At 65.4% G+C, this 12,780-nt stretch carries 13 protein-coding genes; 10 read left to right on the top strand and 3 right to left on the bottom strand.

Annotated features, from left to right (window positions below; genetic code table 11):
• Complete coding sequence (locus B3D50_RS08595) at positions 1 to 438, top strand: DUF305 domain-containing protein (protein WP_025977022.1); 438 nt, start codon at positions 1 to 3, stop codon at positions 436 to 438.
• Positions 439 to 863: 425 nt separating this feature from the next.
• On the opposite strand, the gene B3D50_RS08590 is transcribed toward B3D50_RS08595, so the two are convergent.
• A complete protein-coding gene (locus B3D50_RS08590) occupies positions 864 to 1,298 on the bottom strand; it encodes a MerR family transcriptional regulator (protein ID WP_025977023.1) in 435 nt (144 codons plus the stop codon).
• A 237-nt stretch (positions 1,299 to 1,535) separates the two neighbouring features.
• Here B3D50_RS08590 and B3D50_RS08585 point away from each other — a divergent pair, with 237 nt between their 5' ends.
• From B3D50_RS08585 to B3D50_RS08545, 9 genes are all read left to right on the top strand, one after another.
• Positions 1,536 to 2,186 carry a cation transporter gene (locus tag B3D50_RS08585; RefSeq protein ID WP_025977024.1) on the top strand — a complete coding sequence of 217 codons (651 nt, stop codon included), beginning with the start codon at positions 1,536 to 1,538 and terminating at the stop codon, positions 2,184 to 2,186.
• 296 nt (positions 2,187 to 2,482) lie between these two features.
• Entirely contained in the window at positions 2,483 to 2,818 is a 336-nt protein-coding gene (locus tag B3D50_RS08580) for an ArsR/SmtB family transcription factor (RefSeq protein WP_003163806.1), read from the top strand.
• 7 nt (positions 2,819 to 2,825) lie between these two features.
• On the top strand, positions 2,826 to 3,248 hold the full coding sequence (gene arsC, locus B3D50_RS08575; RefSeq protein ID WP_286950777.1) for an arsenate reductase (glutaredoxin): 423 nt from the start codon (positions 2,826 to 2,828) through the stop codon (positions 3,246 to 3,248).
• The gene (gene arsB, locus B3D50_RS08570) at positions 3,248 to 4,333 is read left to right on the top strand and encodes an ACR3 family arsenite efflux transporter (RefSeq protein ID WP_286950776.1); all 1,086 of its coding nucleotides are present in this window, start codon (positions 3,248 to 3,250) and stop codon (positions 4,331 to 4,333) included. Before arsC ends, arsB begins: the two co-directional genes overlap by 1 nt.
• Entirely contained in the window at positions 4,333 to 4,773 is a 441-nt protein-coding gene (gene arsN2, locus B3D50_RS08565) for an arsenic resistance N-acetyltransferase ArsN2 (protein WP_286950774.1), read from the top strand. The genes arsB and arsN2 overlap by 1 nt, the downstream gene beginning before the upstream one ends.
• Positions 4,770 to 5,516 carry an arsenical resistance protein ArsH gene (gene arsH / locus B3D50_RS08560; protein ID WP_286950773.1) on the top strand — a complete coding sequence of 249 codons (747 nt, stop codon included), beginning with the start codon at positions 4,770 to 4,772 and terminating at the stop codon, positions 5,514 to 5,516. Before arsN2 ends, arsH begins: the two co-directional genes overlap by 4 nt.
• A gap of 22 nt (positions 5,517 to 5,538) precedes the next feature.
• Positions 5,539 to 6,780 carry a chromate efflux transporter gene (gene chrA / locus B3D50_RS08555; protein ID WP_003163811.1) on the top strand — a complete coding sequence of 414 codons (1,242 nt, stop codon included), beginning with the start codon at positions 5,539 to 5,541 and terminating at the stop codon, positions 6,778 to 6,780.
• Positions 6,781 to 7,465: 685 nt separating this feature from the next.
• Positions 7,466 to 10,129 carry an AAA family ATPase gene (locus B3D50_RS08550; RefSeq protein ID WP_286950772.1) on the top strand — a complete coding sequence of 888 codons (2,664 nt, stop codon included), beginning with the start codon at positions 7,466 to 7,468 and terminating at the stop codon, positions 10,127 to 10,129.
• A gap of 524 nt (positions 10,130 to 10,653) precedes the next feature.
• Positions 10,654 to 11,163: a DsrE family protein gene (locus B3D50_RS08545; protein ID WP_286950770.1), complete on the top strand. Its 510-nt coding sequence runs from the start codon at positions 10,654 to 10,656 to the stop codon at positions 11,161 to 11,163.
• 25 nt (positions 11,164 to 11,188) lie between these two features.
• Here B3D50_RS08545 and B3D50_RS08540 read toward each other — a convergent pair whose 3' ends face one another.
• Both B3D50_RS08540 and B3D50_RS08535 read right to left on the bottom strand, forming a co-directional pair.
• Positions 11,189 to 11,998 carry an MBL fold metallo-hydrolase gene (locus B3D50_RS08540; RefSeq protein ID WP_286950769.1) on the bottom strand — a complete coding sequence of 270 codons (810 nt, stop codon included), beginning with the start codon at positions 11,996 to 11,998 and terminating at the stop codon, positions 11,189 to 11,191.
• The gene (locus B3D50_RS08535; RefSeq protein WP_269297319.1) at positions 11,995 to 12,780 is read right to left on the bottom strand and encodes a TatD family hydrolase; all 786 of its coding nucleotides are present in this window, start codon (positions 12,778 to 12,780) and stop codon (positions 11,995 to 11,997) included. Before B3D50_RS08535 ends, B3D50_RS08540 begins: the two co-directional genes overlap by 4 nt.

Raw genomic sequence — 12,780 nt, 5'->3', positions numbered from 1 at the left:
ATGAAACGCCTTAGCTGGCTCACCCTCATCGCAGCCTTCCTGGCGGCTGCAGCCTTTCTGTTCGGCATGATGTCGCGTCAATCCCCGCCCGATCGTCCGGCGGCTGCGGCCGTCCAGCCGATCGACGAGCACGCCGGCCATGCCGACGCCCTGGGAGACGCGGCCTCGACCCGCTCTTTCAAGGAGGCCAATGAACGTCTTCACCAGGCCACTGACATTCGCTGGACCGGCGACGCCGACGTCGACTTCATGCGCGCCATGATCGCTCATCATGAGGGCGAGATCGCCCTGGCCCGGATCCAGTTGCAGCACGGCTCCGACAAGGACGCTCGTGGGCTGGCCCAGGACCTCATCCGGGCGCGCGACACGGAAATCCTTCGAATGCGCCTCTGGCTGGCGCGACGCGAAACTCAGCCTGCGCCGGAGAGCGGCGCCTGACATGGCGCGCACCGTTCGATGGAAGGAAGGCCGGCCCGGCAAGCGTCGCGGCAGACGCCCTCCGCCGCCCCGGCCGAACCCGCTTCTTGACGGGCTCGCTGTCCTGACGGCGAGCTTGGTGAGCGCCGGCGCTGTTCTCACCTTCGCCATCTTCTGCTTCAGCACGCTCGGATGGCCGGTGCACGTGGTATAGGCGTCGGCCTTCCCCTCCTTGCCCTGGCCGGTCTGCGGCTCGCTCCACGCGCCCGTCCGGGCCTAGCCCTGACCCTTCTGTTCAGCCTGCTCTGGCTTGGAGGCTCCGGCTTTCTCTACGCCGTGCGCGACGACCTGAATCCTTTACGCCACTATCACGGCCCGCCCGGCGCGGCTCACGGCGACGCCGGCGCTTCGCGCCCAAGCGAGGCCTCCGGTCCCTCAGGTCATGCTCAAGGCGCCGAGACGGCGTCCTCTGGCTGAGGCGTCTCACGTAGGGCGTCCAGCACCCGACAGTCCTCGACGGTCGTCCGGCCGCAGCGATCCAGGACAGAGACGAGGGTGTCCTCCAGCCGACGCAGGTCCATGATCTTGGCGCGCACCTCTGCAAGATGCTCCATGGCGACGGCGTCGGCCGCCCCGCAAGGGGCAGAGGTGGGCCCTCCTGACAGGCTCAACAGGCTTCGGACAGCATCCAGGGAGAAGCCGAGATCTCGCGCGCGCCGCACAAAGGCGAGCCGGTCCAGATGGTCCTGGCCATAGATGCGATGACCGCCTTCGCCACGACGGGGTGCCTCGAGGACGCCGATCCGCTCATAATAACGGATGGTGACCACCTTGCACCCCGTGCGCCGCCCCAGATCGCCAATGGAGAAATTCTCGGCCATGCCCTTGAACCTATACCCGCTATAGGTCGCATATCGGTCGGCGAACCCTATTCGCAACCCTGGTTCCTCATGTCCGACTGCTGCCCATCCTCCGCAAAGCCCTCTTCCGATGCGCCGGAGAAGGCCGTCTGCTCGAGCCGGCCACCCTCTCCCGCCCCCACAGACGCCCAGTACTGTTGTTCTGGACCGACCGCCTGCGGCTCGACCAACGAGACTGAACCGGCACCGACTGCCCATTTGGCGGGTGACGACTGCTGTTCGGCCAAAGGGGACGAGATCGCCGCCCTCGGCGCCCATGCCGACGTGCGTCGTGTCCTGATCCTGGTTCTGGCGATCAACGTGGTCATGTTCTTCGCCGAATTCGGCGCCGGCCTCGTCGCGCAGTCCACCGCCCTGATGGCTGATTCGATCGACATGCTCGGCGACGCCTTGGTCTACGGCCTGAGCCTCTACGCCCTGAACCGGAGTCTGCGGTGGCGCGCTGGCGCCGCCTTGGTCAAGGCGGGCGTCATCGCCGCCTTCGGCGTCTGGGTCTTCGTGGAGGTCGTCCGCAAGGTGGCGGGCGACGTCACTCCGACCGCTGAAACTATGGGCCTGTTCGGGGTGATCGCCCTCGTCGCCAATCTCGTCTGCCTGGCGCTGCTCTATCGCCACCGGAACCGGGACGTGAACCTGTCCAGCACCTTCGAGTGTTCGCGCAACGACGTGATCGCCAATACCGGCGTCATCGTCGCCGCCGGAGGCGTGCATCTGTTCAGCGCCGGCTGGCCTGACATCCTGGTCGGCGGCGTGATCGCCCTCCTCTTCTTCCGGTCGGCGATCAAGGTGCTTCTGCAGGCGTGGCCCCAGTTCCGGGCCGCCCGTCCTCAAGCCATCTCCTTAGACTGAACATATCAACGTTCGCTGCGAGCAGCCCTGAAGGGACTGGCGGCGAAGTTTGTACACTGGACCATGCGTCAGGAGAGATTTTTTGCCGGATCGTCCTGACCGGGCCTCATCGGCAGGTGCCCTGCCAGAGCTCCCAGTGTCGATGGCTGGCTGATTGATGCCGACGGTGGGCCACGGGGCGAGCCAGCTAAGCGCCAGGAGCAGTCATTGGCTTCTCGACGGACAGCTGACATTCCATCCTTGCTTAGCGTTCCCGGCTTGGTTGACGACACCATTAATTCCATTATTTTGGAATCATGGAATCCGAAGCCGCCATCCTCGCTCTTGCCGCCCTAGCCCAACCGACACGCCTTGAGGCCTTCCGTCTGCTGGTGCGGCACGAACCCGAAGGCCTACCCGCCGGCGAGATCGCGGATGCCCTGGCGGTGCCCGCCAACACCATGTCGGCGCACCTCGGGGTTCTGTCCCGCGCCGGCCTGGTCAATTCGGAGCGCCACAGCCGGTCGATCATCTACCGGGCGGACCTGGATCGCCTCCAGGCGCTGGTCCTGTTCCTGCTGAAGGACTGCTGCCAGGGCCGCGCCGAACTGTGCGAGCCGCTACTGGCCGAACTCTCGCTCTGCCGCGCATGAGGACACCATGGACGTCGTCATCTATCACAACCCTGCCTGCGGCACGTCGCGCAACGCCCTGGCCCTGATCCGACACGTCGGAATCGAGCCGCAAGTCATCGAGTATCTGAAGACGCCGCCCAACCGCGCCATGATCCAGGCGCTGGTCGAACGGATGGGCGTCCCCCTGCGCGGCCTTCTGCGCGAGAAGGGCACCCCCTTCACCGAACTGGTCCTCGGAGACCCTGATTTGACCGATGACCAGATTCTGGACGCCATCGAAGCACACCCGATTCTGCTGAACCGTCCGATCGTGGTCGCGCCGCTAGGCGTGAAGCTATGTCGCCCGTCCGAAGCGGTCCTCGACCTTCTGCCTTCAGAAGGACTCAAGCCCTTCACAAAGGAGAACGGCGAAGTCGTCATCGATGCCGAGGGCCGGAGGGTCCGCTGATGGTCGACGCCGTCATCACTGAACAGCCGAAGCGCCGCCTGTCCTTCCTAGATCGCTGGCTGACCTTGTGGATTTTCGCTGCCATGGCGCTGGGCGTACTGTTGGGCACGGTCGCGCCGGGGCTTCCCGCTTGGATCGACGGTCTGTCGGTGGGGACGACTAACATCCCCATCGCCATAGGTCTGATCCTGATGATGTATCCGCCGCTGGCGCGCGTGAAGTACGAGGAACTGCCGCGCGTCTTCGCTGACAAGCGCGTGCTGCTGCTCTCCCTGTTCCAGAACTGGGTGCTGGGGCCGGTGCTGATGTTCGTCCTGGCGGTCATCTTCCTGCGCGATCAGCCGGAATACATGACCGGCGTCATCCTGATCGGCCTGGCCCGCTGCATCGCCATGGTGCTGGTCTGGAACCAGTTGGCGCGCGGAGATAATCAGTATGTGGCGGGCTTGGTCGCCTTCAACTCGATCTTCCAGATCGCCTTCTTCAGCCTCTACGCTTGGCTGTTCCTGACCATTCTACCGCCCCTGTTCGGGCTGGAGAGCAGCGTGGTCGACGTCAGCGTCTGGACCATCGCTGGCGCTGTCCTGGTCTATCTGGGCCTGCCCTTCCTCGGCGGCTTCCTGACCCGACGGACCCTGGTCGCGAGGAAGGGGAACGACTGGTACGAGACACGCTTCCTGCCGCGCATCGCGCCGATCACCCTGATCGCCCTGCTGTTCACCATCGTCGCCATGTTCAGCCTCAAGGGCGGCGAGGTGGTCGCCCTGCCGCTGGACGCCCTGCGCATCGCCATCCCCCTGACGATCTACTTCTTCGTCATGTTCGTGGTCAGCTTCCTGATGGGGCGGCTGATCGAGGCCGAATATCCGCGCACCACGGCCCTGGCCTTCACCGCCGCCTCCAACAATTTCGAACTGGCGATCGCCGTCGCCATCGCAGCGTTCGGACTGGCCTCGCCGGTCGCCTTCGCCGCCGTCATCGGCCCGCTGGTCGAGGTGCCGGTGCTGATCTTGCTGGTGTCGGTCGCCCTGTGGCTGGGCCGTCGCTACTTCCCCGCGACCGCCCCGAAGAAGGACGCCTGCTAATGGCCTTCAACGCCGTGGCACTGCCCGATCCGACGCCCGACCTAATCACTGTGCTGGAGGCCGCTGGTCTCCCCACAGACGATCTTCACGAGTCCGGTCGGCGCTTCTACCGTTTCGAGGACGATGGCGGGCTGATCGGCTTTGGCGGACTCGAGCAGGTCGGCTCGGATGCCCTGATCCGCTCCATCGTCGTCGTCGACGCCCGTCGCGGCAGCGGTCTGGGCGCGGAGGTCCTCTCGTGGCTGGAAGCCAGGGCGGCCGAACAGAAGGCGACCGCCCTCTACCTGCTCACGACTTCGGCGACGGCCTTCTTCCAGCGGCAGGGCTACGTCATTCTGCCGCGTTCAGCGGCGCCGGCCGCCATCGCCGCCTCCCGCCAGTTCAGCGGCCTGTGCCCCGTTTCCGCGACCTTCATGTTTAAGGATTTGCGTTCCCAATGACCCGCCTTCGCGACCTGCCTGATCCTGACCATCTGCCCGCGCTCGACCCGGCTTACCTGTCCAGCCAGCCCGCTCTGGGCCTCGGCCCGAACGATCATCCGCCGCGCATCCTGCTGCTCTACGGTTCGCTGCGGGATCGCTCTTTCTCGCGCTTGGCCGTCGAGGAGGCCGCGCGCCTGCTGCGCTTCATGGGCTGCGAGACGCGCATCTTCGATCCGTCTGACCTCCCGCTGACGGATCAGGTCGATTACGACGACCATCCCGCCGTTCACGAGCTGCGCGAGCACGCCCTGTGGTCGGAGGGCATGGTCTGGAGCAGCCCTGAGCGCCACGGCCAGATTTCCGGGATCATGAAGCTTCAGATCGATCACCTGCCGCTGAGCATGGGCGGTATGCGCCCGACTCAGGGCCGCACCCTTGCCGTCATGCAGGTCTCCGGCGGCTCGCAGAGTTTCAACGCGGTCAACACCCTGCGCCTGCTCGGCCGCTGGATGCGGATGATCACCATCCCCAACCAGTCCAGCGTCGCCAAGGCCTTCCTGGAGTTCGACGACGACGGCCGCATGAAGCCGTCCAGCTACTACGATCGCATCGTCGATGTGATGGAGGAACTGGTGCGCTTCACCGTCTTGACGCGGTGGCACGCAGGTCAGTTGGTGGATCGCTATTCCGAGCGAAAGGCGTCGGGCGTGCCGATCGATGCGGCCAATGACCTGTCAGCGATCGCGATCAGGTCTGCGTAGCATCAGACTGGATTGCTGGAGAATGGCCACGGAAATCAGCGGCGAATCCAAAGCAGCCCACAGACGCCTGAGCGCGCCCCTGACCGGCTCGCCGGCAGAGGTCTTCGCGGTCTTCCTCAAACTCGGCCTCACGTCGTTCGGCGGCCCCGTCGCGCACCTCGGCTATTTCCGGAACGAGTTGGTCGCTCGACGCCGTTGGATCGATGAAGCCGGATACGCCGACCTGGTCGCCATGTGCCAATTCCTGCCAGGGCCGGCCTCCAGCCAAGTGGGCTACGCCTTGGGCTTGTGGCGCGCCGGCCCATTGGGTGGCGTTGCGGCATGGTGCGCCTTCACGCTGCCGTCCGCCGCGCTTCTGGTCTTGTTCGCCATGGGCGCAGCCTCGCTCCACGGGCCAGTTGGAATGGGCCTGCTTCATGGACTGAAGCTGGTGGCCGTGGCTGTGGTCGCTCAGGCGGTCTGGGGGATGGCCCGCACCCTGACCCCTGATTGGCAAAGAGCAGTCATCGGCCTAGCCGCTGTTGTAATCCTGATGTTGCTCGGCGGAGCGACAGGCCAGATCGTCGCTATCGTCCTCGGCGGTCTGGCGGGGCTGCGCCTTTGCCGCACGACGACCGCCGCGCCAGGGGCGACTGCAAGCTTCCCGATTTCACGGCGCGCCGGCGCAGGGGCCCTGGTCCTGTTCCTTCTGCTTCTGGCGGGCCTACCGCTCGCCTCCATGGCGACAGGGTTCCACGGCGTCGCCTTGCTGGACGTCTTCTATCGAGCCGGCGCCTTCGTTTTCGGAGGCGGTCACGTCGTTCTGCCCCTGCTCGAAGAAGGCGTGGTGCAGCCCGGCTGGATCGATTCCAATGGCTTTCTTGCGGGCTATGGCGCAGCCCAAGCCGTCCCGGGGCCGCTTTTCACCTTCGCCGCCTATCTGGGCGCCGTGATGGAGCCTTCTCCGAATGGACTCGCTGGGGCCGCCCTTTGTCTCGTGGCGATCTTCGCGCCGGGATTGCTGCTGGTGACAGGCGTGCTGCCGTTCTGGAGCCTGCTGCGCGCCCGACCGGCGGCCCAGGCGGCGATGCGCGGTGCGAACGCGGCGGTCGTCGGCATTCTCGCTTTCGCCCTCTATACCCCAGTAGGAACCAGCGCGATCCTGAGTCCGATCGACTTCCTCGTGGCGCTGGCCGGCTTCGTTCTGTTGACGGTGTGGAAGTGCACACCATGGATAGTCGTTGCCCTGACCGCCGCGAGCGGGGTCGCCTTCGCACTGATCTGAGCCGAGCCCGCGCCCGTCGCGATGTATCCAGGACTCCTGCATGGTGAACAAGGCAGACCTTGCACTCCGAGTGCTCGTAGCGGCATGGATGCCGATGGGGCATCATGACAAGAGCCATCTTCCCGTCGGGCGGTCGCATTGATGAGTCCTCCCAAGAGGGTTCGTCATTCTTGCCCCACCGGAGGGGCTTCGTCGGCTTATGGTCAGGTGTCCTCGCCTATTCGCGCTGATGTCGGCGACGCGCCAGATGCGGTCATTCCTTGTCGGCCGGAAAGCCGACGTTAGGTGTACGCCCGAGTGTCTGGTTCCCGGCCGATGGCCTGCGGGCCTTCGACATACTCGCGACGTCTGGCTCGCGACGTCTGGTCGCCGCCGGTGTCCGGATTCGCGAAATCGAGCTTTCCTGGCGGGCCGCAAGTTGTTGGGAATTCGTCGCCGCATATGCGTGCCTGGAGACCAGCCTAGGGGGCAGCGACACTTGATGCGGAAGTGAGCAGCGGTCATCAATGCGTTGACCATAGGATGCAGACCGGCGATACGCGGGCGGCGCTCGCGACCATTCTGCGTGTCCTCGACCCGGGCGGCCTGTCGCCCGAAGACAGCCTCAGGCGCCTCGCGCAAAATCTGCTTCATCTCCCTACGGACCTCACTCGGGTCCTCACCCCTTTGACGATGACCGCGCCCCATGCCCCAACTGATTGAGGATGCCGATGTAGACGTTCTCGAGCCCCGCCAACTCGTGCGGATCAGCGCCCTGCACAGGGGCTTCCTCTACCAGCACCTCTATGCGGCCGCCTGCGTGCTCAACATGGCCAACTCCGGTGCCACGGCCGTGGTGATGGAGCGCGACGAGGACGTTGAACTCGTACAGGCGACGGGCCGCCTCTACATACAGGTCAAGACGCGCTCCGCCCCCCTCGCCTCCGGGGATGTCGACGGCGCGCTCGCGCGGTTCGCCGACCTGCGCGACGCCCATGCCCGCGGTGATCGTCCGGGCGCGCCGCGGTTCCTAATTGTCAGCAACGTCGCACCGAACGGACCGCTGGCCGAGGCCCTCGCCGCCGCCGACTGGCCGGCCGACGTGCAGATCGCCTGGCCGGGGCAGTCCAGCGATCTGCCCGTGCCCGACGCCTGGCCGGACCTGGAGGCGGGGCTGGCTGCCTGCCAGGCGGCCGCGGCCGGCGTGGCCTTCGCCGGACTGCCGCCTGAGGCCCTAGTCTGGAAACTGGCGGCCGTCGCCCAGTACGCCGCCACCGGGGCGGGCGACCGTCGCGTGACGGTCGATCAGCTCCCCGCCCTCTATGAGCAGTTCGTCGTTCAGCTGCAGACGTTCCCGCAACCGCCCCAGCCTTACCGGCCGCAGCCGGACGAGCCGCGCCTGGACGACGGCGACCGTCTGCGGCTGCTGACGGGGTTCTCCGGCGCAGGCAAGACGGCCTGGGCCTCACACGCGGCCCGTCATTCGGCGGCGCCGCTGGCCTATTTCGACGTCGGCGACCTGCCGGCGGCGGCGGTGGCCAACAGCCTCGGCCGCGAGCTCGCGGCCCGATTTCTGACGCAGCCCGAAAGCGCCCGGGCAATCGCGGCATTGCCGGAGGCGTTCGGTCTGGACCTGTTCAGGCATCTGGCCGCCCTGTTGGCCCAACAGAATATTCCGGTCGTGGTCGTGCTCGACAATGTCCAACGGATGGATGTCGGCGCGCTGCGCCAGTTGCTGACGGCGGCGCCCGCGCTCCGGTTCGTGATGATCGCCCAGCCCTGGCTAGGCACCGACGAGCTCGCCCTCCTGTTGCCGATCCAGCGGCAAGAACTCGCCGGCTGGAGCGCTGACACGATCGCGGCCGAGTTCGATGCGGCCGGCGCACGGATTGATGCGGCCACCATCACGCGACTGGTCCGCCTGACGTCGGCCCTGCCCTTGCTGATCCAGAGCGCCGCGCGCCTGGCGGTCGATCACTACAGCGGCGATGCGGCCGCGTTCTGCGCGGCGGTCGAGGCCAGCGATCAGGCCGTCGAGACCGCCCCCGAGATCATCCTGCGACGGGCCTTCGAAGACCTGGGCGAGGCGGAACAACTGGTCGCCTCCGCCTTGAGCCTGCTGGACGCGCCCCTGACGCGAGAGGAGGTGAAAGCGTGGGCCGGCGCCCAGCTCGGGGAGCCGGCGCGTGTCCAGCCGGCGGTCAAATCGCTCATTCGCGCGGGCCTGGTGCAGATCGTCGGCGGAGACGGCGTGCGGCTGCACGATGCATTCCGCATCCCGGCCGCCGCCGCACTCGCCCAGACCCCGGCGGTCGAGCAGACGTTGCTCGAAAGCCTGCGCGACCTGATCGGCGAGTCCCTCGTCGGGAACGCCCGGTTCGGGCGCTTCGCGGTCTGGATGCGGCTGCTGGCCCGCACCGGCCAGATCGACACCCTCGTCGATCTGGCGACCTTCGAGATGTTCCACGAGCGCGGCGATCCGGTCGAGCTCTACGCCGTCCTCGAAACCTATGCCGCGACGGTGGAGGACCCGGAAGAACGGTTCTGGGCGCTCGACGCCCTGGCCTTCTGGGACCAGCGCTATGAGCGCTGGGAGACCTTCGCAACCCGGGTCGCCGCCATCGAACCGATCCTCGCCTCCGGCGTCCTCGGCAAGGTCGCGACCCTGGCTGCGGTGATGAAGGTCATGGCCGCACAGGGCGAGGCCGGCAACATGAAGGCCGTGCGCGCCGCCTACGACCGCGCCGCCCGCCTGCCGGACCTGACCGAGGTGCAGACCCTGGTCCTCAACTACAACCTCGCCTTCTCCCAATTGAAGGCGAAGCGACCGGGCGACGCGGCCAAGACCGTCGGCGGCGTGATCCGCGGCTATTACCGGCGCCTCGGCCTGAGCGAGGCCCGGATCCTCGGCCTGAACCCGCCTGATATCCTCGCTTTGATCACACCCTACGAGGATATGGACGACGATTTCCGCCATATCGGCGATGCGCTGGATCTGGAGTGTCATGCCCTCGAAGCGCTACGGCGGCTCCAGCCGTTGCATCGAATGTTCGCACTGAAGTTCTATGTTCTGGGTAACGCTCACAGGTCCTACATGAAGACGGCGCTGCAGTTCGTCGACGACATGCGCGAAATGGGCCAGCACGGCCAGGCGCGTCAGTTTATGGAAGGGATGGTCCTGCCGAACTTGCTGGCCGTTGCGAATATGGTCGTGCCAGTTCGCCGGATGTATGCCCTGCTTCTGGCGGAGACCGGCGATGCCACCGCCGGCCTGGCCGAGATGGCGACCCTCGGCGCTTACGACATGCCCGATTACGAGCGCAGCCTGTTTGAGGCGCAATGGGCCATGATGCGGCTAACAGCGAGCTGACGCCCCTGCGTAGCGGCCAACGCCCGAGTTTCCACGAGAGCCGTAGCTTTATCGCGGCACGCGCCGTCGATCACGACCTTGATGGTCATGCTCGCCCCAACAGACTCGTCGCCAAAAGTAGACAGTCCCAAAGTCATCTGAGATTCAGACCTCAGAATTCGGAGGTTGACCGGCACCATGCCCGAAAGCGGACGTCGCCAAAGCCCGAGTTGAGTCAGAAGCGGACCTCCGTCTTCGCTTCTAGCGTTTATCCACAACCTATCTACGTCTAGTGTTTCGTGCCCATCGCGCCTCTGCAGCCGCCCTGAGCGCGTTGAGGTTTGCAACATAAGCGCTGTCGCCGAGCGCAACGGCCGCTTCTCTCAAACTGCATTATTTTCGGTGTTAATTCAGCCATTTATGGCTGCAACAGTTTCCGAACATGTGCAGTCTGCGAAATATACTATTGGGCTTTTGATCCATAGCCTGAGCGTTCACGGCGTTGTACGGCTTGGTACGCTATGAAAAACATCTTCCTCGCGTCCGTGATCACCTCATGCGTCCTTCTTGCCCTGGGTGCGCCGGCTCAAGCCCAGGCCGTGATCGGCTATGGAGCCTTTACGCCTCTGCCTCAGGCTGGCGAACAGCCTGACCCCCAGCGCGACTATCGCGTCATCGTCGATCTGACCCAGGGCGGTCCTGACGACAAGCCGTTGAAGGGATTGGAACGTGTCGCACGCCTGACCAATATGCTGGCGGCGAACGGCGTCCCTGCCGAGCGGCGAAAGATCGTTGTTGTGATGCATGGCGGCGCGTCTCTGGCCTCTCTGTCTGATGCAGCGTGGGCAGCGCGCGGCAAGGGCGAGACAAACCCGAACAGCGCCCTTGTTCGCGCCCTGACGGCTGCCGGGGTCCAGGTGCGGCTTTGCGGTCAGTCCATGGTCGCCAACGGCTTGACGGAAGCCGATCTGGAGCCGGGCGTGCAGGTCGATCTCGCAGCGTTGATGACGGTCATCCACCATCAGCAGGCGGGCTACGCCCTGATCATGAACTGATCGAACGCCCTTCTGAGAAGAGCGTTTAGAGGTCGAAAGCGCCTCGCCAACCATCAAACGCCACTTCAACGTTTGAAGGCAAAGAGTGTGACAAGGTATTGTAATCCAAATCTATATGAAGGTTCGTCAGCACGGCTTTGGAAACCTCTGCGCGCGCGATCCACTCCAAGGCTAGATCGACGTGAGCATGGGTTGGATGCGGCGTGTAGCGCAGCGCGTCGATGATCCACAGCTGAGCGCCGCTCACGGCTTCCAGAGCCGCGTCGTCCAGGTCTGAGACGTCGCTTGAATAGGCGACGGATCCCAAGCGGTATCCGACCGAGCGGATCGGTCCATGCATTTGGTCGAAAGTCATGACGGGGATCGGGCCGCCGGGTCCCTCCACTTCCCATGACTGGCCGTGCGGCGGGAGGCGATGAGCCTCGACGATAGCCGGATAGCCGTGGTGGCTCTCAAAGATGTAGTCGAAGCGCCGCGTCAGGGCGTGGTGGGTGGCCGCATCCATCCAGGCGGGAATGCGTCGACGCGCGTGGGCGGCGAAGACGCGAAGGTCGTCGATGCCATGTGTCTGATCCGCATGGTCGTGGGTGTAGAGAACCGCGTCGATATGACGGACCTCGGCGGCCAGCATCTGCTGACGGAAGTCGGGCGAGGTGTCGATCACCACGCTGGTCACGCCATCCGGGCCGTGTCGGCGCGCCAACATGGAGCAACGGGTGCGCCGATTGCGCGGTTCGGATGGGTCGCAGTCGCCCCAGTCGCCGTCGCCGCGCGGCACGCCGCCGGACGAGCCGCAGCCGAGAATGACGACTTCCAACTCGCCCTGCCCGCTCATTCGGCGGGCCTGGGAATGCGATCGAACAGGTTGAAGAAGGCGTCAGTCGTCAGCTCATCGGCTTGTTCAGGCGTCCAACCGCGTATCTCAGCCAGCCTTTCCAGCACCAGACCGACATAGGCGGGTTCATTCCGGCGGCCGCGATGCGGGATGGGCGCCAGATAGGGGCAGTCGGTTTCAACGATGATGCGATCTTCAGGCATCCGACGAATGACCTCCCTCACCTCCTCGGCCGCCTTGAAGGTGGCGATGCCTGAAACCGAGAACCAGGCGCCGAGTTCCATCGCAGTTTCAGCTAGTTCCAGGCCGCTGGTATAGCAGTGCATCAGGAACTTGAACGGCGCGCGGCGGTGTTCTTCGCGCAGGATGTCGGCCATGACCTCATCGGCTTCGCGCGTGTGGATCACCAGAGGCAGGCCCGTGCGGCGCGCCGCCTCGACGTGCTGGCGGAAGACCGTCGCCTGAACATCGCGCGGACTGAGGTCATAGTGGAAGTCCAGGCCGCATTCGCCGATGCCGATGACGCGCGGACGATCCGCCAGCTCAACCAGGCGGTCCACGGTCAGGTCGGCATAGTCCTTGGCCTCGTGCGGATGGACGCCGACCGTGCACCAGATGTCGGCGTTGTTCATCGCCAGGGCGTGCGTCGCCTCGAAGGTCGACAGCTTGTCGGAAATCTCGACCATCAGCCGCACGCCCGCCTGGCGCGCACGGTCGATCACCGCCTCGCGATCCTCGTCGAACTGGGGGGCGTGCAGGTTGACGTGACTGTCGATAAGCAT

The sequence above is a fragment of the Brevundimonas sp. UBA7507 genome, assembly GCF_002478355.1.
In the GTDB taxonomy this organism is placed as follows: Bacteria; Pseudomonadota; Alphaproteobacteria; order Caulobacterales; family Caulobacteraceae; genus Brevundimonas; species Brevundimonas diminuta_D.
Note: the sequence above shows the minus strand (reverse complement) of the source record. Positions and strands in the feature narration are given on the sequence as shown.